The sequence below is a fragment of the Vibrio sp. B1FLJ16 genome, assembly GCF_905175385.1.
GTDB lineage: Bacteria > Pseudomonadota > Gammaproteobacteria > Enterobacterales > Vibrionaceae > Vibrio.
This window is the reverse complement of sequence record NZ_HG992749.1, coordinates 821,794-845,167: the sequence shown is the minus strand read 5'-3', so window position 1 is coordinate 845,167 and position 23,374 is coordinate 821,794. Positions and strand designations below refer to the sequence as shown.

Sequence of the window (23,374 nt, the reverse complement as noted above, 5' to 3'; positions counted from 1 at the left end):
AATTCATAAAAGAAGTTTATCTGGGAAGGTACTTCTCAGGTAAACTTCACTATAGTTCCTGATATTAGTATCACTGTTGTCTAAAACTTATAAAAGTCAGAACCAATAAAAGCGTCCCAACCTCTTTGCCACTCTGCTTTAATCATGATTTCTTGCGGCTGACCAACACATTGGCCGTTGTAGCGAACTCCTTGAATCCCTTTCTCAAATGCTTTAAAAGGATCACAATACTCTGCTTTACCAGCCTCATATCCGTGTCCGTATGCCTGCTCATCAAAAGTCACTGATTCTTTAAGTGTCGCTAATATCTCATTGTCATATTGATAGCCATTTGCCCCAAACCGCTCTCCTTGACCATACCAGTATTCTGACGCGGTTTTAGGGCTGCTACTGCAAGCTGTAATCGAAAGCAATGCAAGTATCATAACTAGAAATTTATTCATAAAGTCACTCCATAAAGTAGAGATAGCAATATTGCGAATATCTAGAAACGAAAAAAGCTGAGCAATTGCCCAGCTTTCTCTTTATTCACTAATTATTTTACGCCAAATGGCATAGTTAGAACTAGTTTAAAGTCTGTTTCATCGTTAAATGCGTTCGAGTATGGACCCCAATCTCCCGCATCTGAATCATTGTAGAAGTTAGTGTAGTAGAAGCTGATGTTAGCATCTTTAAGCGCACCACCTTGAATTGCGTAGTTTGCGAAGAAGCTGTATCCGTATTCTACTAGCTCATCGAAACCTTCTGCTTTAGCACCACCACCGTAAGCGCCGCTCAGACCTGCACTAAATCCGTTACCACCGATATCAGAGAAGTCACGAGATGCTGATAGGAAGAAAGCGTATTCGCCATCGTGGTTAAAGTCAGAACGGTTGTTCCACCAGATTTCGTAAGCACCGTTTGAACCACCGTATTGCTCAGTCAGACGGTAAGATAGGTTACCAACTTGGCCACGCTTATCATCAGAGTCTGCTGATGTGTAAGTCGCTTCCGCACGGTATGAGTACTGACCTGATGAGAAACTTGTCAAAAGAGCAGCCTGGAACGCCGTGCTGTCAAACTGGTTGTCATCATCAACTACGTATAGTTGTGGAGACCAGTATAAACCGCCATCTGTAGTGCCTTTCACTTTAACATGGAAGTTCTTACGGTCGCCGTCAGTAAGGCCGCCGTAACCTGCATCAAAAGAGATACCGTTGTCTAGAGCGTAACGTGCACCAAATGAGTAAACATCGCCTACGTCTTTACCTGCGCCACCCCAGAAAGAACCTTCGTTGAATTCGTAAGTTTCTTTGAACCATGGAGCTTTGTATTGATCAGCATAAACAAAACCTAGAGCAAGAGCGCCAAAGTTTGCACCGATTTCACCACCACGGTATGTACCAGGAGCAAATGACCAGTTTACACCTAGAGTACTAGGAACTGATGGCTGGAAGTAACCTAGCTTAGCGTTAAAGTTTTCACCCAGCTTGAACTTAGCAGCAGCTGTAGCAAAAGAAACACCATTATCAGTTTCGTATGAATCACATGAGTTACCAGCACCGTAAGGAGACTTACAGTCAAAGAAGTTCATCTCGTGTTCAAATGAAGCGTTATTCCACATATCAAATGTTGAGTAGATAACTGCATCAAAACCAACTGTGTCTGCCACGTAGCCAGAGTGGAAACCAAGGTTAGCAAAAATAGAACCGTGGTCTAAGTTAGCAACTTTAGATGTATCATTTCCGTTTTCATCTTTACCTGCACGGTCACGTGCACGCATAAACAAGTTTACGTTACCACTGATAGTAGACTCAGTGAAAAACTCTGAAACTGCGCTTGAGTAATCTGGCCCTACAGGATCATTAGCCATAGCAGGAGCAGCAACCACCGCCCCCATCATCGCTGCAGTAAGAGCAGATACCTTAAAAAATTTGTCCATGGAAAAACTCCTAAAATAGATATAGCTGTTTTTTCAATCTCACCTTAAGTTGGCCGCCGAAGGAGAGAAGTATTTTCGTGGTTAAGCTTCGTTATTGCTAACTCCGCTTTTTTAGTTCCTGCATACACACTGTGTATCACACGCCATCAAGACTAACTTCGCGGCTAAAAACATCCAAATGGAACTTATTTTTTTTCTAAAAAAATATGAGCCACAACAAAGTTCCATATAAGTTGTTGATCCAGATCTGATTTTTATAACTGACAAACCCATCATAAATTATATCCAATTAAATCAATAAGATAAGATAAGACAAACCTCTCCACATGAAGTGGCTCGCAGAGTTACAAATAAAATGGCGCAGATATATTAAGGAGAGATCTTGATCACTGAAAAGCTAAAAATGAGAAATAGCAGGACTTGTTTCAACATAAAGAAAAAGCCCCAGAATATTACTTACTGGGGCTTTATATCTACTGAAAATCTTTGGAATAAACTTAATTCATCAAATCGAGTAAGTCCTGCTCGGTTTTAATTTCAACGCCTAGATCCTGAGCTTTTGCCAACTTGGAACCTGCATTTTCACCGGCAAATAAGATATCTGTTTTTTTGGAAACACTGCCCGTCACTTTCGCACCAAGCGCTTGTAGAGCTTCTTTTGCTTCAGAGCGACCCAGTTGAGAAAGTGTACCTGTCAAGACGACTGTCTTACCCTCCAGAGGCAACTCAGCACCTTGCTCAGGAACACTAATCTCCGGCCAGTGGATACCCTGTTCCAGTAAGTCTTGGACGACAGCTTGGTTTTTCTCTTCGCTAAAGAACGTGGTGATATGTTTAGCCACTACGACGCCAATATCTTGTACCTCAATTAGCTGTTCTTCAGTCGCCGATTGGATCATTTCAAGTGACTTGAAATGCTGCGCTAAATTAGCTGCAGTCGCCTCACCAACTTCTCGGATACCCAATGAATACAGAAAGCGCGGCAAGGTCGTTAACTTCGACTTATTTAATGCATTAACAATATTTTGCGCTGACTTTGGTCCCATACGCTCTAATACCGTCAAAATACCTGCGGACAACTTAAACAGATCCGCTGGCGTTTCCACCATTTCGCGATCCACGAGTTGTTCAATAACTTTATCGCCAAGGCCATCCACGTCTAGTGCTTTACGGGAAACAAAATGCTTCAAGGCCTGTTTACGCTGCGCCTGACAAACCAAACCGCCAGTACAGCGAGTTACCGCTTCCCCTTCAATACGTTCCACATGCGAACCACACACAGGGCACAAAGAAGGGAACACAATATCACGTGCGTTTTCTGGACGACGTTCACGAATGACTGATACCACCTGAGGTATCACATCACCAGCGCGGCGAATCACGATCTGATCACCGACTTTCACTTGCAGACGTTCAATTTCGTCCGCGTTATGCAGCGTAGCGTTACTGACTGTCACGCCACCTACAAAAATCGGCTCTAGCTTCGCTACTGGTGTAATCGCACCAGTACGCCCCACCTGAAACTCCACTTCATTAAGCGTGGTTATCTCTTCCTGCGCGGGGAATTTATAGGCTATAGCCCAGCGTGGAGCACGAGCGACAAATCCCAATCGTTCCTGAATCGCAATATCATCAACTTTGATCACGACCCCATCAATTTCATACGGTAACGCATCGCGGCGCTGTAGTATGTCTTGATAGTACGCTTTGACTTCAGCCAAGTTGTCTACACGCTTAGTCTCTGGGCACATTGGCAGGCCCCAGGACTTAATCTGCAGAAAACGTTCGTAATGACTCTCCGCTAACTCTGCCCCCTGAACAACGCCAACGCTGTACGCATAGAAGCTAAGTGGACGAGAAGCAGTAATCCGCGAATCTAACTGACGAAGACTACCTGCGGCAGCGTTACGCGGATTAACAAATACTTTGTCGCCTTTTTGGCGAGCTAATTCGTTCAGTTTTTCAAAACCGGCTTTTGGCATGAATACTTCACCGCGAACTTCAAGGCGGTTCGGCCAGTCATCACCCCTCAGTTTCAACGGAATCGCATTAATAGTTCGGACGTTTTCAGTGATGTTTTCACCTGTTGTGCCGTCACCACGTGTCGCAGCTTGGACAAGAACGCCGTTTTCATACAGTAAACTCACCGCTAAGCCATCTAATTTTGGCTCACAACAGTATTGCTTGATAGTTTGACCAACTACGCGGTCTTGTGCACGCTTGTGGAAGCTGTCTAACTCACCATCGTCAAATGCATTATCTAAAGACAGCATTGGTACTTCATGTGTCACCTGGCTAAATTCAGATAACGGCTTACCACCAACACGTTGACTTGGAGAATCAACGGTGACTAATTCTGGATTTTGAGCTTCAATTTCCAGTAATTCACGCATGAGGCGATCATACTCAGCATCAGGAATCTCTGGGTTATCTTCCACGTAGTAACGAACAGCGTGGTAATGCAACGACTCTTTTAGTTCTTCTAATCGTTGAAGTACGGATTCAGACATATTAAAGCCCCGTGTAATGTCAATCGGTGAGGTTTGGAATCGAAGAAAAAAGGCTCCAATCGGAGCCCTTAATTATTTGGTGTTAAGATTATGCGTTCGCCGCCTTAAACTCAACTATTTGACGTCTATATGCGGCCAAACGATCAGGTGTCATCAGATTTCTATGATCATCCAGAACGTTACCGCCCATATCGTCAGCAATCTGTTGAGCTGTACGAAGCATTAAGTTGAAGTTCTGCTCGGCTTCACCAAAGCAAGGTAACGTCATAAAGAATGAGATTCCTTTTGTTGTGAAATCTGCGGGGTCACTGTGTTCCAGCGTACCTGGCTGCATCATGTTAGCAACACTGAACAGCACTTTATCGTTACCGGAAAGATCAACGTGGCGGTGGAAAATATTCATCTCGCCGTATATAAGACCATTTTGCTGCATACTATCAAACAGCTGTGTACCAACGAAAGGCTCTTCACCAGCACAATGCACGTTAAGTACAATCACTTGCATTTCTGGTTCCTCAGCTTCTGGCTTAGGATCCTCCTGAAGAATTGCAGTATCAGACTCTTCAGCCACATTCAGCTCCTGAGCTGACGTTTCAACTTCTGATGGTGCCGCTTCATCTATGCTCGGCTGAAAGTCCTGTATTACAGGTTCTTGAGCGACGACCTTATCATCAGGGCTCATCTCTGCTACAAATTCTAGGAGCTCTTCTGGCTCGTCCTTGAACGGTTTCTCTTCCGGAATACCGCCTAGCAAAGGATCTGAGTCTATCTTAGTGTCAAACGTATTATCCACCCCAAAGTCAGGCTCTTTGCGATCTTTACGAATGATTTCAAAATCATCTTGTGGATCAGATGCAAAATTACGCTCTTGTTCGACTAAGTCTGCTTCCCCCTGGTCAACGTCCAGTTTGCCAAGTGGCTTATTGCCAAATTTTGCTTTGCCTTCTTTTTTGCTGCTCCAAAGACCATGAAACAGCAACGCCGCGATGGCTAATACGCCAACAACAATGAGTACGAATCGCAATTCCTGCATTATTTACTCTCAATTTTACTTGTTTGCGCTACTCGAAGTTCCATGAGCAGCAATCCAAGTGTAATAATTCTGAATGATAGGTTTACTTTACCAAAACTATATGGAGGTTTAGAACAACTTAATGCAAGAAGTTCACTTTTTTGTTGTGATTCTTGCCACGAATCCACTTTACGAAAGAGCATTTGTTAAGGCATTGAAAGAAAAGTAGCGACAGGTACAATAAGTTCTCATTTTCTCAACGCGAAATGGATATGACGTTAAATAATCAGCCAAGAACCGGATTCGGTTATTTCTTCTATGGAATAAAGCTAGCGCTATCACCGAAGATCAGACGCTTTGTTATATTACCTTTGCTTACAAACGTCCTTATTGTTGGTAGTGCAATTTTCTATCTATTTTCCCACCTAAATGGGTGGATCGAAGGCTGGATTGGTCAACTGCCACAGTTTTTATCTTGGCTTACTTACATACTTTGGCCTCTACTCGCATTGACAATACTTGCGACCTTCTCTTATTTCTTCAGCACACTAGCGAACTTTATCGCCGCACCATTTAATGGTCTTCTGGCTGAAAAAGTAGAAGAGAACCTGACAGGGCAAAAACTCAATGATGACGGTTTTTCCGCCGTGATTAAAGATGTACCGCGAGTCTTGGCTCGCGAGTGGAGAAAACTGCTTTACATCCTACCTAAAGCAATAGGTTTATTCCTACTGCTACTTATCCCGGCACTAGGGCAGACAGTAGGGCCATTTCTATGGTTTTTCTTTACTGCCTGGATTTTGGCTATCCAGTACTGTGACTACCCATTCGATAACCACAAAATCCCGTTCAACGATATGCGTTACAAATTGAAACAAAAACAGGGGAAAGCATACGGATTTGGTATGTTGGTTTCTGTATTTACTACCATCCCAATTCTGAACCTCATTGTAATGCCCGTTGCAATATGCGGTGCCACTGCAATGTGGGTCACAGAGTTTAAGCATCAGGGATAAACTATTCTTGGTCAGAAGCAAAGGAAAGGCAGCTGGTTTTCCCTTTCCTTTGCAGGAAGTTAAGACAAGCTAATAAGATATAACTTTTTAATCCTTTTCCTTTTTTTTATACCTAATATTCTTCTCAATATATTCACACAACGTGTAATGAAGGAACATCACTATGAGCAAGATCTACGAAGATAACTCTCTTACCATTGGTAACACTCCCCTGGTTCGCTTAAACAAAGTGAGCAAAGGTAACGTTCTGGCAAAAATCGAAGCGCGTAACCCAAGCTTCAGCGTTAAGTGCCGTATCGGTGCAAACATGATTTGGGATGCAGAAAAATCAGGCAAACTTAAGCCTGGCGTAGAACTAGTAGAACCAACCAGTGGTAACACAGGTATCGCATTAGCTTTCGTAGCAGCCGCTCGCGGTTACAAACTAACTCTTACTATGCCTGAATCTATGAGCCTTGAACGCCGTAAGCTTCTTAAAGCATTAGGTGCAAACCTAGAACTGACTGAAGCGGCAAAAGGCATGAAAGGCGCAATTGCTAAAGCGGAAGAAATCGTCGCGAGCAATCCTGAAAAATACCTACTTCTACAACAGTTCAACAACCCTGCTAACCCGGAAATTCACGAGAAGACAACTGGTCCTGAAATTTGGGAAGCAACTGACGGCGCAATCGACGTGCTTGTCGCTGGTGTTGGTACGGGTGGTACTATCACTGGTACAAGCCGTTACATTAAAGGCGAAAAAGGTAAAGCGATCACTTCTGTTGCTGTAGAGCCGACAGAATCACCAGTTATTACCCAAGCACTAGCAGGCGAAGAAATCCAACCAGCGCCACACAAAATCCAAGGTATCGGTGCAGGCTTCATCCCTGGCAACCTAGATTTGGAACTTGTAGACCGTGTTGAGCAAGTTACTTCTGAAGAAGCAATTGAGATGGCTCGTCGCCTAATGGAAGAGGAAGGAATCCTTGCTGGTATCTCTTCTGGCGCAGCAGTAGTTGCAGCAAACCGTATTGCAGAACTTCCTGAATTTGAAGGAAAAACTATCGTAACAATCCTACCAAGCTCTGGCGAACGTTACCTGAGTACTGCACTATTTGCCGGTATCTTTACCGAAAAAGAGAACCAACAGTAAAACTGGTCCAAATCAATTTTTCGTTTAAAAAAGCCCCACTCAGGGGCTTTTTTGTTGATCCCTTCCCCACCTTTGGTAATATCAGGGTGTTTTATTTCTAGCTTCAAAATAAAGAAGCAGAACACAAAAAAGTTTCAAAGTGATTACGCACGCAAACAATTGCGTAGTTACAAAACTTTTGACTAGTATCAGTATTGACACGCTTTGAAATCTCCCGTGCTAGCGCACTAGATATAAAGCAGTTAAGCTAAATCTAGTCACTACTAACAAAAAAATACATTTATTGGGGTATATCACATGTACGAGAAGCAAGTAGAAATCACAGCAGAAAACGGTCTTCACACTCGTCCAGCTGCACAGTTTGTTAAAGAAGCAAAAGCATTCGACGCAGACATCACTGTGACTTCTAATGGTAAAAGCGCTAGCGCTAAGAGCCTATTCAAACTACAAACACTAGGTCTGGTTAAAGGTACTCAAGTAACTATCTCTGCTGAAGGCCCTCAAGCTCAGCAAGCAGTTGACCACCTAGTTGCTCTGATGGACCAACTACACTAATCAGGTCTCCTACTCCAAAAGCCATTTTGTGAAAACAAAATGGCTTTGTTGGAAATAGGCTCAAAATTAAGCTAAAACTAATTCGTTAGCACACCCATTTTTCTCCCGTTTTATAAAGTTGACCAAACTTAAGGTAAGGCTATGATTTCAGGCATCCTAGCATCTCCTGGTATTGCAATCGGTAAAGCACTACTACTTCAAGAAGATGAAATTGTCCTAAACACAAACACTATTTCTGATAATCAAGTAGAAGCTGAAGTTCAGCGTTTCTTTGACGCTCGTGATAAATCTTCCGCTCAGCTAGAAATTATTAAGCAAAAAGCACTTGAAACGTTTGGTGAAGAGAAAGAAGCGATCTTTGAAGGTCATATCATGCTTCTTGAAGATGAAGAGCTAGAAGAAGAGATCCTAGCGCTTATCAAAAACGACAAGATGACAGCGGATCACGCTATCCACTCAGTTATCGAAGAGCAAGCAACAGCACTTGAATCTCTAGACGATGAGTACCTAAAAGAGCGTGCTACTGACATTCGTGACATTGGTTCTCGTTTCGTAAAAAACGCACTAGGTATCAACATTGTTTCGCTAAGCGACATCAACGAAGAAGTGATCCTGGTAGCATACGACCTAACGCCATCTGAAACAGCGCAAATCAACTTGGACTACGTTCTTGGTTTCGCATGTGATATCGGCGGCCGTACTTCTCACACGTCAATCATGGCACGTTCTCTTGAACTTCCGGCTATCGTTGGTACTAACAACATCACTAAGAAAGTTAAGAATGGCGACATGCTGATTCTTGACGCGATGAACAACAAGATTGTTGTTAACCCATCTGAAGCAGAACTAGAGGAAGCAAAAGCTGTTAAAGCAGCATTCCTGGCTGAAAAAGAAGAGCTAGCGAAACTGAAAGATCTGCACGCAGAGACCACTGACGGTCACCGCGTAGAAGTTTGCGGTAACATCGGTACTGTAAAAGACTGTGACGGTATCATCCGTAACGGCGGTGAAGGCGTTGGTCTGTACCGTACAGAGTTCCTGTTTATGGATCGTACTGCGCTACCAACTGAAGATGAGCAGTACCAAGCGTACAAAGAAGTTGCTGAAGCAATGAACGGTCAAGCTGTGATTATCCGTACTATGGATATCGGCGGCGATAAAGATCTACCATACATGGATCTACCTCAAGAGATGAACCCGTTCCTGGGCTGGCGCGCGGTACGTATCAGCTTGGATCGTCGTGAAATTCTTCGTGACCAGCTACGCGGCATCCTTCGCGCATCAGCACACGGTAAACTACGTATCATGTTCCCGATGATCATCTCTGTAGAAGAAATCCGTGAGCTTAAAGCAGCAATCGAAGAGTACAAAGCTGAGCTACGCGCTGAAGGCCATGCATTCGACGAAGAGATCGAAATCGGTGTTATGGTTGAAACTCCAGCAGCTGCTGCAATTGCGCACCACCTGGCAAAAGAAGTGTCATTCTTCTCTATCGGTACTAACGACCTAACTCAGTACACACTGGCCGTTGACCGTGGTAACGAAATGATTTCTCATCTTTACAACCCGCTATCACCAGCTGTACTGACTGTGATTAAGCAAGTTATTGATGCTTCTCACGCAGAGGGTAAATGGACTGGTATGTGTGGTGAGCTTGCAGGCGATGAGCGTGCAACACTTCTGCTTCTGGGTATGGGTCTGGATGAGTTCTCGATGAGCGGTATCTCTATCCCTAAAGTGAAGAAAGTTATCCGTAACTCAAGCTTCGCAGAAGTGAAAGCGATGGCTGAAGAGGCACTTTCTCTACCGACAGCAGCTGAGATTGAAGCTGTAGTAGAAAAGTTCATTGCAGAGAAAGCTGAATAATACGTAGTACCAAGTAATTCAATACTTAATGGCTGTTAGACGGCGAAAAAAGTCGTCTAATGAGCTATATTGGTATACTATTATTCCAAAGAATAAAACTAAACCTTAGGAGCATGACACAATGGGTCTGTTTGACAAACTTAAGAAGCTTGTATCTGATGACAGCGCGGACGCTGGTGCAATCGAAATTATCGCACCGCTTTCTGGTGAAATCGTAAATATCGAAGACGTGCCAGATGTTGTTTTCGCAGAGAAGATCGTTGGTGACGGTATTGCTATCAAGCCAGCAGGCAACAAGATGGTAGCTCCTGTAAACGGCACTATCGGTAAGATCTTTGAAACTAACCACGCTTTCTCTATCGAATCTGACGACGGCGTTGAGCTTTTCGTTCACTTCGGTATCGATACAGTGGAACTTAAAGGCGAAGGCTTCACGCGTATCGCTGAAGAAGGTCAATCGGTTAAAGCTGGCGACACTATCATTGAATTCGATCTAGCTCTTCTGGAAGAGAAAGCGAAATCTACGCTGACTCCAGTTGTTATCTCTAACATGGACGAAATCAAAGAGCTGAACAAGCTTTCTGGTTCTGTAACTGTTGGTGAAACTCCAGTTCTACGTGTAACTAAGTAATCTTTACTTAGAACAGACACTAAAAAACGCTGCCATTGGCAGCGTTTTTTTATATTCCAATCACAGTAAATAGATGGTCAGTTTAGCAGCCCTATGGCCGTACTTGGTCTCTGTTTAGCTTGCGCTAACAATGCCGTTGTAGCGTCTTGCAAAACTTGTGAGCGTAGCATTTCCGTTGATTCTCGAGCAAAATCCGTGTCGCGAATTCGTCCCCTTGATTCAGAGACACTTATGTTAGTCGTGTTTAAGTTATTGATGGTTCCGTTAATCCGATTCTGAAACCCTCCGATCTCACTTCGGTGCGCATCCACGTACTGAAGGGCAGCATCTATAACGCTTATGGAGAGCTGAGCCCCTCCGACGGTAGACATATCAAGGTCATCGACTGTTACCAGCTCACCAGAGCCTAAGTCTATCCGATCAGCGAAATTACCTTTCCATCTCACGCCTTCTGGTGCGTCTGCAGTTGATGCAAAAAATTGCAGCTGGTGCTCTTGTGTAACAGAAGCACTGAACGCTGACTGCTGAGCATTAATATAGGTCGCGACCTCTTCCAGTCCGTCACCTAACTTAAGCTGCAATTCCTTTGTTTGCGTATGGCCTTCACTATCTTGATAATCAAACTCCAGTATCTGGTTATCTTTATTGACCAGCCAGTTTTTATCGAGCTTCTCACTCAAATAATGCTGTCCGCCCATTTGAGGAACGTGTGTTTGCATATTTTTTAATGTCAGCGAGATAGCGTTAGCATCCGCATCAATATGGAAACCTCTATAACCATAAGTGCCATTGAAAAGGGTTTCACCTGCAAAAGTAGTCGTAGCCGCGACACGATCCAGCTCGTCTTGCAGAGCAACCACCTCTTCCTGAATACTGTTACGATCACCCTGTTCCAGGCTACCATTAGCGGCCTGAAGACCAAGAGTACGTAAACGTTGCAGTACATCAGTGCTTTCTTTTAGCGCCCCTTCCGCAGTCTGTGCAACCGAATTTGCATCATGAGCATTTCTCAGCGCAACATCTAACCCTCTCGAATGTACATTGAGAGTATTAGATATTTGTAATCCTGCTGCATCATCACTTGCCGAGTTAATACGGTAACCTGAGGTAAGGTTTCGCTGGGAGTCGACATTTCGTGCTGCAGCCTGATTAAGATGCCTCTGCGTCATCAGGGCGGTTACGTTTGTATTTATAGATATCATTGAATCAATATATCAATACACAAAAGCCAGGCAGAGCCTGGCTTTAACTAGAGACTGTGGTAGTAAATTAACCTAGCAGACTTAACGCTGAGTTTGGCGCTTGTTTCGCTTGCGCAAGGATTGAGCTTGACGCTTGCGACAGAATCTGTGACTTAGTCATTGCCGTCGTTTCCTTCGCGAAATCAGTATCTTTGATACGGCTCTTCGATGCGTTCACGTTCTCGTTAATGTTTTCCAAGTTGCTGATTGCATGGTTGAAACGGTTTTGGAATGCACCTAGTTCTGCGCGGTGGCTGTCTACGTATTTAAGCGCTGCATCAATGATAGCAACTGATTCTTGTGCGCCGCCTACTGATGTTACATCGATAGTATCAACCGTTACTTTTTTACCGTCGCCTAGACCCAGCTCACCAGACAGACTGCCAGAGAACGATACTTCACCTTCAACTTTGTTGTTGCCGGCAAAAAGTTGCAGCTTACCGTCCTGGTCGATTGAAGCATTGACAAGATCAGTCTGACCGTTGATGTAAGTCGCCAGCTCTTCGATATCGTCGCCCGCTTTCGCGTTGATCGTAATTTCCTGCTCTTCACCGAAGCTGTCTGTCAGGCTAATTTTCAGGTCATTCTTACCTTCAGCTACACTCCAGTCAGAACCTTTCGCGTTTTCAGACTGGTAGCTCACACCACCCATCATTTTGTTGTCTGAACGCATGTCTTTTAGCTGAAGCATCACAGCTTCACCGTTGTCAGAACCGATTTGGAACGACTTAGTACCGTGCGTACCGTTAAGCAGCTTGTTACCACCAAACGATGTGGTTTCTGCGATACGGTTTAGCTCATCATTCAAAGCCGTTACTTCTTCCTGAATAGCTACACGGTCTGCTTTAGAGTTTGAACCGTTTGCAGATTGTAGAGACAAATCACGCATACGTTGCAGGATGTTAGATGTCTCGTTCATTGCACCTTCAGCAGTTTGTGCAATAGAGATACCGTCATTCGCGTTACGAACAGCCACATCCAGACCACGACTTTGTACGTTCAAACGGTTTGAGATTTGCAGACCCGCTGCGTCATCTTTCGCGCTGTTGATTTTAAAGCCAGAAGACAGACGCTCCATTGAAGTTTGTTGTGCTGAGTTTGCGCTGTTCAGGTAGCGTTGTGCAGTCATCGCTGCTACGTTTGTGTTTACATTCACTGCCATGGTGATTTCTCCAATTGATTTTCCGGTAATGCGGTTTCCGACGTCTCGGAAAACCAAGTAGTTCTCTCAAAGTTACTTTTATTAACGGCGCAAAATCCAATTCCTTTAGAGAAAAATTTAAAAAGATAACTAAGCGAGATTCAGTTAGAAAAAATGAAGAAAAGTAGAAAAAATCACTCAAGTTTATACGAGTCGGGCCGAGTAAGCCCGACTGGCAATACAGACATAAGAGAGCAGTGAAACTGAACAGAGAGAATCAGCACTTCCACAGAGAAGAAACAACTGTGGAGGAAAATAGTAGAACTGACACTCTTAAGTTATTTAAATCCTTGAGTGCCTGCCGTAAGCCCTAGGACCAGCATCTCATCTTTAATAACGACATTATCCTTTGCGAAAGTCACTAAATTGCCGTCAAAGCCCCAGTCCCCTTTCCCCCAGCGTTGTTCATCAAAGAATATAAAATCATCACGCCACTTTAAGTTAAACTGGCCATCGTGGTAACTGTAGTATTCTATCCAGTCGATGTATTGATATAGTGGCAAGTCTTGTATATTAAGCGTTCCAACCCATTCAGCAGCTTCTGATATCCACACATTCATGCGGTAACTTTGGGCAGCATCACGCATATCGATCACTTGCCGTGACGTCTCAGCAGTCTCAACGTGCACAACATGGCCATCCACTAACCATGAAATTTCATCTGGTGTCCAAGTCAGCGTAAACTCATGAAACTGATCAGAGTTTTCTAACTTATGTACGTTTTCCGAATGCACACGCTTGGTTAGCTTGCCGGTAATAAGGTTGGTCTGAAACTGATTAGGGCTCTTACCAATCACTTCAATATCAATCTCCCGCCATGGAATATCCCCTTTCCAGGATTCATTGTCATAAGTAAAAAATGAAGAGACAACACCGGGATTCGATACCATCTTCATACGCATAACGAATTTGCCAAACTTAACTTTATCGTGGCTGTAAACTTCCGCACCAAACAGCGGAACATCCGACGTATTCAGCTTGCCAGTTTTTACTAACGTATCTTGATTTACTTCTGAAGAAAGCTGTTCAGCATTTGCATCAAAGGTTGAATTACAACCAGATATGGCCCCCACAAGTAAAAGCGCTGATAACCTAAATATTCTTTCCATAATTTATCCAAATCAGATTTAACTATCTGACGATTTCTAGTTCCGAAGGCTCAGCATTGGAGGTTTTACTCATTTTCAGAGTTAGAGCTAAGTCTTCCGCGGCGCTTTATTGCCGTTAGAAATCATCCACATCGGTCTCAGATAAAAATATAACGCTTCACGACAGACGATACCCGGGACTTACTTGCTCAAATAAGGCCGGACATCACGGAACGTTGTGAAACTGAACAGAAGTTGAGTCATGGGGTATTGTGGAGTCCGAGCATCGAAGATTAATTCAGGGTTGGCAGCCAAAATTCACGAGTTATTAGCATGTCGTGAAGGAAGCAGAGAGGTTTTAGAAAAGATGAACAAGGAATTTTACGATCAACAGATAAAGAAAAGCCCCTATTCCTTTGAGAGAACTGGGGCTGGGTTGGTTTGCCAGAGCCAATGTGGAGATCAAGAGAAATGAACACATTTACGGCATACCGGGTGCAACTTTACATTGAAAATGATTGGCAGGTGAGAGATGAGAGAGCCGCTCATTCTGTTATAAAGTCGCTTGCCACAAGCCTGTATTCGTATCCACGTCTGAATAATGTGAATACAGACCAGGTAAACTACTGCAATAGTGACATTGCAGAGTTTGGCAACTGTTTTGCCTGAGCAAGAATCGAAGTACTTGCTTGCTGCAAAATTTGTGCTTTGGTCATTTGCGTCGTTTCTTTCGCAAAGTCGGTATCTTTAATTCGGCTGTTAGAAGCGTCAACGTTTTCCTGGATGTTCGCCAGGTTGTTAATGCTGTGGCTCAAGCGGTTCTGTTTCGCACCAAGGTCAGCACGTTGTGAGTCAACATATTTCAGTGCCGCATCCAGTACAGAAACTGCATTCTGAGAGCTTTGTACTGAAGTCATATCAATGTCTTGCACTGACGATCTGAAAGGTTCGTCACTTAGACCCAGTTCAGATGCTAGGCTGCCTGAGATAGAAATATCGCCCTGAACGTTCGGGTGAGCAACAAAGATCTGCAACTTACCATCTTCACTCACCGATGCATTAATCATCTCTGACTTACCATTAATGTATGTCGCAAGCTCTTCGATATCATCACCTGCTTTCGCATTAATGTTAATTTCTAAGTCTTCAACATTACCGTCTTCATCTTTACCCAAACCCGGTAGAGTAATGTTCAGTTCAGCTTTGGTAGGGTCAACACCCCAATCCTGATCTTTGCCGTTTTCAGCAAAGAAGGTAACGCCACCCATACGGATGTCATCTGCACGAATACTGGTTAGCGCCATGATCATCGCTTCACCGGCACTCGCACCAATCTGAAATGATGCATCACCGAATGAGCCATTCAACAGACGACGGCCACCAAACGATGTGGTTTCTGCAATACGGTTTAACTCATCAATCAACGCCATTGATTCTTCGTTGATAGCCTGACGTTCCGCAGGAGAGTTAGTACCATTTGACGACTGTAGCGCCAGGTCACGCATACGCTGCATAACCGATGTCGCTTCGTTCATCGCACCTTCAGCAGTCTGAGCGATAGAGATACCATCGTTCGCGTTGCGCATAGCAACATCCAGACCGCGAGACTGCGCTGTAAGACGATTCGAGATCTGCAGACCTGCTGCATCATCTTTAGCACTGTTAATTTTATGACCTGAAGACAGACGTTCCATCGAAGTATTCAGTTCATTAGTTGCCTTGTTTAAGTAACGCTGTGTAGTCATCGCAGCAACGTTAGTATTAACGGTTACAGTCATTATGCTCTCCTTTTGAGTTCGCAGCTTTGCGAAGCGGCCAGCTTTACTCTCATTTGGAAAAGCACTGACCGTAAAAATTACTCACTAAATCTGCTTATATGCAGAATTCAGGGTCTCTGAATTTGTTCTGATAATTTAAATGCAACCTACATGCCAACTTTCAAAACCACAAGACAATAAAATTAAATACATTAAAAACAACAACTTACACAAAGAAAAATCCATTCATGGAAAGTTTACCGCTTACGATGAACTTTGCCACTTAGCTTGCCATCCATGCCATTGCCGCTTTCGGTAACAAAATGCCGCTTTTTCCACCACTCAAAATTTTTCGCACTTAAGGCATTGCACATAAGGCATTAAAATCTATCAGTTTTCGTGAAAGAAACTGCACTAAATATAGTTAAACAATGTCAGGTCTTTGGTTTTACCAAACGCCTGCTGAGACGCCTGCAACGCACGTGAGTTTTCGTTGAACTCAATCACGGCCTTCGAGTAATCCAGATCTTCAAAATTACCCTTTGCTTTTGCCAGCGACAAATTAAAATCCTGGTGATTTTGTTCCTGGATATCGAGAGTGCTTAATCTTGCCCCCACATCGGTACGTGCTTTACCCAAATGAATGAACGCAGCCTGAAACTCTTCCGTCATTTGTTGTAGCTGCGCCGTAGCCGATGCATCCGATACGGGTTTTTCCGACCATTTCATCGCATGCTTAAAAGTATCGAAAATACTGAAAGAATCACGCTTTTCAATGCCGATACTGTCACCAGGCGTTATCTGCCCTTTCACGTAGACTTGCAGTCCTTTGTATTCAATCCCTTTTTCAGGCGAAAACTCGTCAGCATCTACCACTCTGCCGTTGCGCTCTAACTGATAACCAAACTTGCCGTTGTTCATATCGACAAAAGTTACGCGATAAGAGGCGGTGTCATCACTGTCACTATTGATAGCTTGGCCCAACAGCAGTTCAGAACCACTTTGTAAATCGTACTCCGGCTGGTAATCACCAAACGGGTTAGGAATCTCCATGAACAACTTGCTGCCCGGATCATTCATCGGCATCTCAAGCATATTGGATACTTTCATCTTGCGCTGATAGTCATCACCGCTGTACTCCACGCTGCCATCTTTATCGCGATAGAAAGGCTGATTTTTCGGCTTCGTACCTGCAAACACATAGTTGCCAATCTCATCTTGCGCATTAGCTAAGTTAAGAAAGTTATTCGCCAGTTCTTCCATCTCACGTTTTTTGGCGAGTCTGTCTTCCGGAGAATACGCGCCGTTGATCATTTCCATGGTGAGTCGTTTCGACTCATCAACGAAAACTTCGGCATTAGCGATGTTTACTTCATGGTTTTCCAGGCGATTACGTACTAAAACAATCGAGTTCAGGTACTGATTTAACTGCTCTTGCTGCTGACCAATATTCTGGATGTAGTGCGTAGCCAACGGATCATCACTTGGTTTAAGCAACTGCTTACCCGATGCAAGCTGTGCCTGATTGTGATGAACCTTGTTCTCCTGACGACGCAGGTCATTCTGTACGGACTGATAGTTATGGAAACTAGAAATTCGGGTTAACACTTATTTCTCCTCCTTACCTCAGTTGCAATATGGTATTGAAAGTATCATTTGCCGCCTGCATCACTCGTGACGAAGCCATGTATGCCTGCTGAAATTTCATCATATTGGCCGCTTCTTCATCTAAATTGACACCGGAAATGGACGCGATACGCTCTTGCGCGGCTTCATGCTCCAGGCGAGCAACGGACGCTAAGCGGTTAGCGGTGGACGACTTCAGCCCCACCTCAGTATTGAGGTTGTGGTACACATCAATCAGGGTGCTCGTGTTGCCATCCATCATTTTAGTGGTCTGCAAATGCTGCATTTTTCTAAGGTTGCCGTTGCCACCTTCTGATGGCACCAGGTTGGCAGTAAACTTGTCGTTCAACAGCGCACCATTCGTCAGTTCAAAAGCAGTAACAGCACCCGTTTTATACAGCGGGTGATTCACCGGCACTGAAATCTCGATGACCGGGTTATTTTCGTCCAACGGATAGGAATATGAATCTGACAACAAATTGCCTTTGTTATCGGTAATTTTTAGCCACGAAGTGGCATGTGTTTCATCCGCCGGCTGCACCGTAACTTCGAACTCTTTAACATCACCCGCTTTACGGATAGTGAATTCCGCACTGCCTTGAGCAAATGTGGTAGACGCTTCATAGCTCTGAGCTGCGATTGATTTGGCATCGTTGGTTTCCATTTTTATAATCGCGGCACCACTACGGGTGGGACGCAGCAGCATCCGCTCACCGGCGGCAAGGCCTTCGCCGATCTCAACTCTCATACCATCAAGTACGAAGGAAGAGCCCGAACGTCCTATATCCAGCTGAATCTGTTCACCTTTTGGTGTCGATATGTTGTACTGACCGCCATCATAACGCAGTACGTATTCGCCACCTTTGATCGCAGAGATATCGTCCACATAGACAGCCACATCTGCCTGTGAATTTGGCGCAGCAGTCACACGTGATTTAGCAACCAGGTCTGAATTCACATCAGTGAACATGTCTTTACCGACATTGCCGTTCAGATCCAGACCCTGAGATTGCAACTGATTCACTTTGTATGAGAAACCCATTGCCACTCTGCCCATCTCGTCCAGTAATTGTGGGATGTGTTCGTCTCGCATATCTAACAAAGCGCCGATTTTGCCATCAATGTCATCGGATTTAATTGCCTTGATGCCCTTCCCTTCAACCATCGCTAAACGTTGCTGGTGAACATCTGGGTAACCGTCTATCATTTTTAACTGACTTGCTTCGGTGCCGGACACCAGTGTGTGGCCGTTACCGATGTGGACGTTAAAGCCTTCAGCATTTTTCCGTGGTGTAACGGTGACTTTAGTATATTCAGACAGCTCGTTTACCAGCTTCTCATGCTGATCCATCAGATCATTGTGCGGGCCCGGCGAGCGCATCATTAAACGGTGAATGTCACGGATTTCTTGCCCTAACTGGTTAATGCGTTCAACGCCCATCTCTAGCTTTTTATTGGTGACATCAGACTGAAGACGTACTGTTTCATGGAAATCGTTCAGTGTGTCAGACATGATTTTTGCTTTCTCAAGAACAACTTTGCGCGCGCCCAGATCATTCGGGGTGTCGGCCATGGTTTTGACGGCATCAAACCACTCATTAAGGTTTTCTGGAATTTTTTTGGAGGCTACCGAGCTCAGCATGCCGGACAGTAAGTCGAGGTTATCCTGAGTTCCTGTTTTAGCGGCATTATTGGTAGAGGACAAATTGAGTTCATTGACGGCAAACTGATCCCACGAGCGGCGAACATTTTCCACATGCACGCCCATGCCATAGGTGACCCCGCCAAACTGGCGCGGATCGTTGGTCCCCTGAATAACAGACTGACGGCTGTAACCTTCTGTATTAGCGTTAGAAATGTTATGACCAGTAGTATTTAACTGTCTCTGAGCGGTAAGCACACTTTGAGTACCTACATTCAGAAGATCTGACGCCATACATGCCCCCAAAAAACGAAAAAAAACGGTAAAAACCGGTTAACTGAGGATAGAAAAGCAAAAGGTATGCCAACTAAAAATTAAATGAGGATCTGTAGATAAAGTAAGGGCTTGCACCATAGCAAGCCCTTGAGAATAACGTCATTGAAAACGTGAAGGAGTTACATACTTTCGATTTTCTGCTGCACTTGCAGAACTTTATCCGCGTAAGTCGGGTCAGTCGCATAACCTGCTCGGTGGATGCCACGAATAAACGACTCCGAATCTCCACGTTGTTGCAACGCTGTCTCGTAACGAGGGTTGTCGTTTAAGAAACGGACATAATCGTTAAAGCTGTCCTGAAAGCTTGAGTAAGAGCGGAACGCCGCCGTCTCTTTTACTGGTGTATTATCATGAAACTCCAGTGTTTGAGTGGCAATTTTATCGCCCTGCCAGCGCCTGTCAGCTTTGATGTTAAACAGGTTATTACTACTGCCATTCGCGTTCTTAACCACTTTTTGTCCCCAACCGGTTTCTAACGCCGCCTGAGCAAGAAGCAGAGACGGTTCAACACCGAGTGCTTTGGCCGCCTTTTCTGCATAAGGCTTCATTGAGTTGACAAAAGATTCCGGAGAATCAAATCGGGATGGTTCCGAGATACGGGCTACATTGTTGTTTGTGTTTGGTCGGGACAATTCGCCAGATTCAATCAGACGCTGCTCGATTTCACGCGCTTTTTTCGGATCGACACGACGAAATTCCACCGCGCGGTCAGTTGCCTCACGCATTGCCGTTTCGCTCTTATCGTTACCCTGAGCCGCGGTCAGTTGCTTAACAATCATATCGGCTAAGCCCATTGAGCCTGAAGAGCTCAGTTCACTCACCATCTGTTCATCGAGCATTTGGCGGTAAAACTTTTCGTTCTGGCTATTCATAAAGTTCGACTCGAAACCTTGGTTAGCTTCGCGCATTGACTTCAACATCATATTCGTAAAAATCGACTCAAACTGACGCGCTGCCGCACGCAACGCTTCTTGTTCGCCTTCGCCGTATTTCCCCTCCACTGCTTTCTTACGCAGTGAATCGAGCGAACTGATGTCGTGAATAAAACCGATATCGTTAGGATTCTTAATCATTGCCTGCCTCCTGACGATTTAAATAATGATCAACTGGCCTTCAATAGCACCAGCCTGTTTTAACGCCTGCAAAATTGCCATCAAGTCCGACGGCGCTGCGCCCACTTCATTGACGGCGCGAACCAGATCATCGAGTGTCAGACCTGGGTCGAACTTAAACATCTTGCCCTGTTTTTCAGTCACTTCAATATCAGAATCCGGAACCACAACTGTCTGGCCGCCCGAGAAACCATTTGGCTGGCTGACACTGAGGTTTTCTTTAATCGCGACCGTCATACCACCATGAGTGACCGCCGCTGACTTAAGACGTACGTGCTTACCGACAACAATCGTGCCTGTGCGGGAGTTGACGATGATTTTTGCCGCACCATCAGCCGGATCGAACTCAAGGTTTTCGATAGCCGATAAAAACGCGACACGCTGGCTGACATCACGCGGGGCACGAACGCGTACCGACGTAGCGTCTACCGCACTAGCCATTTGCGGGCCAAGGAAGTTGTTCACAGCGTCTGCCATGCGTTGCGCTGTTGTAAAATCAGACTCTAGCAAGTTGAACGTGATGTAATCACCACGACCAAATGGATTTGGAATTTCGCGTTCTACCGTCGCACCACTGGAGATAATCCCAACGGTTGGGTTATTACCGACAATCTTTGAACCATCATTGCCTTCGGCACTAAAACCACTCACAACCAGGTTACCTTGGGCGACGGCATAAACCTGCCCATCCAGACCTTTCAGAAACGTTTGCAGCAAAGTACCACCACGCAGGCTTTTTGCACTGCCGATGGACGAGATAGTCACATCCACTTGCTGACCTGGTTTGGAAAAAGGCGGCAAGGTTGCCGTCACCATCACAGCGGCAACGTTCTTGATTTTTGGCTTAGTACCCGGCGGCAGCTGAATGCCGAAATTTTGCAACATGGCCGCAAAACTCTGCTCAGTGAACGGGTTTGACTCTCCAGTGCCCGGCAAGCCTGAAACGAGACCATAACCGACAAGTTGGTTGCTACGCACGCCCGCCACTTGCGCGACGTCTTTGATACGTGCAGCTTGGGCTGCAGTTGAAAACAGAGCCATACTCATCAGAATTAAAAGGATTCGTTTCATGCTTATACTATCTCTTGCCGTCAAATTGCCGTCATGCGGCCTCTTAAAGAGCTACATTAAAGAATCGTGCCAAAAAGCCCGGCTCTTGCATATCTTGCTGGAAACCGGTACCTGAGTACTGAATTCGTGCGTTAGAAACACGGTTTGACGCAATAGTATTGTCGAAGCTGATGTCATCCGGGCGGATAGTACCACTCAGGCGAATGTACTCATCGCCGGTGTTAAGTGTCATCCATTTCTCGCCGCGGATAACCAGGTTGCCGTTAGCCAGAACCTCAATCACTTCAACAGTGATGTAACCACTAATGCTGTTGCTCTGGTTCGCAGACGAGTCACCCGTAAACGAGTTGCTGCTGTTCAAGTCATAAGAAAAATTGTAGTTATTACCAACCTGTAACTCCTGCCCACCCACAGACAATGGCTCCATGGTTGAGTCATTACTTTTCGACAGGTCTGCATTGGCACTTTTAGTTGCCCGGGTGGTCTCATCCAGAGTAACTGTGATGATATCGCCAACGCCACGCGGCTTAGAATCGTCATAAAGATCGGTTATGTGCTCAGGGCTGAACAGAGACCCTGTTTCCGCAGCATAATGTTCAGGTTTCTGCTTCGGGTGGATTGGAGCCCACGCAGGATCGCCAGCCAGCGGATCCGTTCTGCCGCGCAATGTATCCACAATACCGCTGCTTTCTTCTTTCGACTTATCGCCTTCAACAGCGTCAACAACAGTTGTTGCCTGAGTAATCTCATCCGTCTCAATAGACTCTAACATCGCACAACCAGACATTGTGCTGATAAGCGCAAGCAGACAAATACGTTTCATCATAAGCTCCTTAATTCCTCTGCTTAGCTCTTAAAGCTGCTGGTTAACGAAGCTCATCATCTTATCGACAGACGAGATAACTTTAGAGTTCATTTCATACACGCGCTGCGCTTCGATCATATTGACCAGTTCTTCCGTCACATTCACGTTCGATGCTTCCAGCATGGACTGGCGGATTTCACCCAAACCATCCAGACCAGGAACGCCTTCTTGCGGATCACCGCTCGCACCAGTCGGTAAGTAAAGGTTCTGACCAATCGGCTCAAGGCCGCCCGGGTTAACGAAGTCGGTAATCGTTAACTGACCGACAACCTGGTTATCTTGCTGACCACGAACACGCACAGACACTTCACCGTCAGTGCCGACAGTAATAGAAATTGCGTCTTCAGGAATGACAATTTCTGGTTCAACCGCATAACCAGAGCCTGAAGTCACCAGCGTACCTTCACCGTTCAGCGTGAACTGACCATTACGGGTGTAACCGATGTTGCCGTCCGGCAGAGTCACCTGGAAGAAACCATCACCTTCCACCATCATGTCGAGCGCATTAGTGGTAGTTTGTGCGTTACCGTGGGTGTGCACTTTTTGTGTCGCAACCACTTTCGAACCTGCACCCAGCATCAGACCGCTTGGCAGCTCTGTGTTCTGGGAAGACTGACCACCCGGCTGGTTAATGTTCTGGTAGAACAAGTCTTCGAATACGGCGCGGCTCTTTTTGTAGCCAACCGTTGAGGCGTTCGCCAGGTTGTTTGAAATCGTTGCGATGTTGGTTTGTTGGGCGTCTAAACCGGTTTTACTAACCCATAGTGCTGGATGCATTGTGAACCTCTAACT

Annotated in this window: 19 protein-coding genes; 5 read left to right on the top strand and 14 right to left on the bottom strand. The window is 45.1% G+C overall.

Translation table 11 applies throughout. The features are described 5' to 3' along the window. Positions 1–80: 80 nt before the first annotated feature. The 4 genes from KHN79_RS03915 to zipA form a co-directional block, all read right to left on the bottom strand. The gene (locus KHN79_RS03915) at positions 81–443 is read right to left on the bottom strand and encodes a DUF2799 domain-containing protein (RefSeq protein WP_182011421.1); all 363 of its coding nucleotides are present in this window, start codon (positions 441–443) and stop codon (positions 81–83) included. Between the two features lie 92 nt (positions 444–535). After that, a complete protein-coding gene (locus KHN79_RS03910; RefSeq protein WP_182011422.1) occupies positions 536–1,921 on the bottom strand; it encodes a multidrug transporter in 1,386 nt (461 codons plus the stop codon). A 497-nt stretch (positions 1,922–2,418) separates the two neighbouring features. After that, on the bottom strand, positions 2,419–4,431 hold the full coding sequence (ligA, locus tag KHN79_RS03905; protein WP_182011423.1) for an NAD-dependent DNA ligase LigA: 2,013 nt from the start codon (positions 4,429–4,431) through the stop codon (positions 2,419–2,421). Between the two features lie 88 nt (positions 4,432–4,519). After that, on the bottom strand, positions 4,520–5,464 hold the full coding sequence (gene zipA, locus KHN79_RS03900) for a cell division protein ZipA (protein ID WP_182011424.1): 945 nt from the start codon (positions 5,462–5,464) through the stop codon (positions 4,520–4,522). Positions 5,465–5,715: 251 nt separating this feature from the next. Here zipA and cysZ point away from each other — a divergent pair, with 251 nt between their 5' ends. The 5 genes from cysZ (at position 5,716) to crr (ending at position 10,643) form a co-directional block, all read left to right on the top strand. Next, positions 5,716–6,459 carry a sulfate transporter CysZ gene (gene cysZ, locus KHN79_RS03895; RefSeq protein WP_182011425.1) on the top strand — a complete coding sequence of 248 codons (744 nt, stop codon included), beginning with the start codon at positions 5,716–5,718 and terminating at the stop codon, positions 6,457–6,459. A 163-nt stretch (positions 6,460–6,622) separates the two neighbouring features. Beyond that, positions 6,623–7,591, top strand: a complete 969-nt coding sequence (gene cysK, locus KHN79_RS03890; RefSeq protein WP_182011426.1) for a cysteine synthase A — start codon at positions 6,623–6,625, stop codon at positions 7,589–7,591. Between the two features lie 297 nt (positions 7,592–7,888). Continuing rightward, positions 7,889–8,146: an HPr family phosphocarrier protein gene (locus tag KHN79_RS03885; RefSeq protein ID WP_005382043.1), complete on the top strand. Its 258-nt coding sequence runs from the start codon at positions 7,889–7,891 to the stop codon at positions 8,144–8,146. Between the two features lie 141 nt (positions 8,147–8,287). Then, a complete protein-coding gene (gene ptsI, locus KHN79_RS03880; RefSeq protein ID WP_182011427.1) occupies positions 8,288–10,012 on the top strand; it encodes a phosphoenolpyruvate-protein phosphotransferase PtsI in 1,725 nt (574 codons plus the stop codon). 121 nt (positions 10,013–10,133) lie between these two features. Further along, positions 10,134–10,643 (top strand): PTS glucose transporter subunit IIA, encoded by a 510-nt coding sequence (gene crr, locus KHN79_RS03875; protein WP_182011428.1) that lies wholly within the window; start codon positions 10,134–10,136, stop codon positions 10,641–10,643. Positions 10,644–10,720: 77 nt separating this feature from the next. Here the strand turns inward: crr and KHN79_RS03870 are convergent, their stop codons facing one another. From KHN79_RS03870 to flgG, 10 genes are all read right to left on the bottom strand, one after another. Next, positions 10,721–11,845 (bottom strand): flagellin, encoded by a 1,125-nt coding sequence (locus KHN79_RS03870; RefSeq protein WP_182011429.1) that lies wholly within the window; start codon positions 11,843–11,845, stop codon positions 10,721–10,723. A gap of 67 nt (positions 11,846–11,912) precedes the next feature. Next, complete coding sequence (locus KHN79_RS03865) at positions 11,913–13,046, bottom strand: flagellin (protein WP_182011430.1); 1,134 nt, start codon at positions 13,044–13,046, stop codon at positions 11,913–11,915. Positions 13,047–13,363: 317 nt separating this feature from the next. Then, complete coding sequence (locus KHN79_RS03860; protein ID WP_182011567.1) at positions 13,364–14,194, bottom strand: family 16 glycosylhydrolase; 831 nt, start codon at positions 14,192–14,194, stop codon at positions 13,364–13,366. Positions 14,195–14,796: 602 nt separating this feature from the next. Further along, entirely contained in the window at positions 14,797–15,951 is a 1,155-nt protein-coding gene (locus KHN79_RS03855) for a flagellin (RefSeq protein ID WP_182011566.1), read from the bottom strand. A 393-nt stretch (positions 15,952–16,344) separates the two neighbouring features. Further along, entirely contained in the window at positions 16,345–17,538 is a 1,194-nt protein-coding gene (gene flgL, locus KHN79_RS03850) for a flagellar hook-associated protein FlgL (protein ID WP_182011565.1), read from the bottom strand. 13 nt (positions 17,539–17,551) lie between these two features. Next, a complete protein-coding gene (flgK, locus tag KHN79_RS03845) occupies positions 17,552–19,492 on the bottom strand; it encodes a flagellar hook-associated protein FlgK (RefSeq protein WP_182011564.1) in 1,941 nt (646 codons plus the stop codon). A 161-nt stretch (positions 19,493–19,653) separates the two neighbouring features. Further along, entirely contained in the window at positions 19,654–20,607 is a 954-nt protein-coding gene (gene flgJ / locus KHN79_RS03840; protein WP_182011563.1) for a flagellar assembly peptidoglycan hydrolase FlgJ, read from the bottom strand. 18 nt (positions 20,608–20,625) lie between these two features. Then, positions 20,626–21,717 carry a flagellar basal body P-ring protein FlgI gene (locus KHN79_RS03835; protein WP_182011562.1) on the bottom strand — a complete coding sequence of 364 codons (1,092 nt, stop codon included), beginning with the start codon at positions 21,715–21,717 and terminating at the stop codon, positions 20,626–20,628. Between the two features lie 43 nt (positions 21,718–21,760). Next, positions 21,761–22,540: a flagellar basal body L-ring protein FlgH gene (gene flgH, locus KHN79_RS03830; RefSeq protein ID WP_182011561.1), complete on the bottom strand. Its 780-nt coding sequence runs from the start codon at positions 22,538–22,540 to the stop codon at positions 21,761–21,763. Positions 22,541–22,570: 30 nt separating this feature from the next. Beyond that, positions 22,571–23,359 carry a flagellar basal-body rod protein FlgG gene (flgG, locus tag KHN79_RS03825; protein WP_182011560.1) on the bottom strand — a complete coding sequence of 263 codons (789 nt, stop codon included), beginning with the start codon at positions 23,357–23,359 and terminating at the stop codon, positions 22,571–22,573. Positions 23,360–23,374 lie beyond the last annotated feature (15 nt).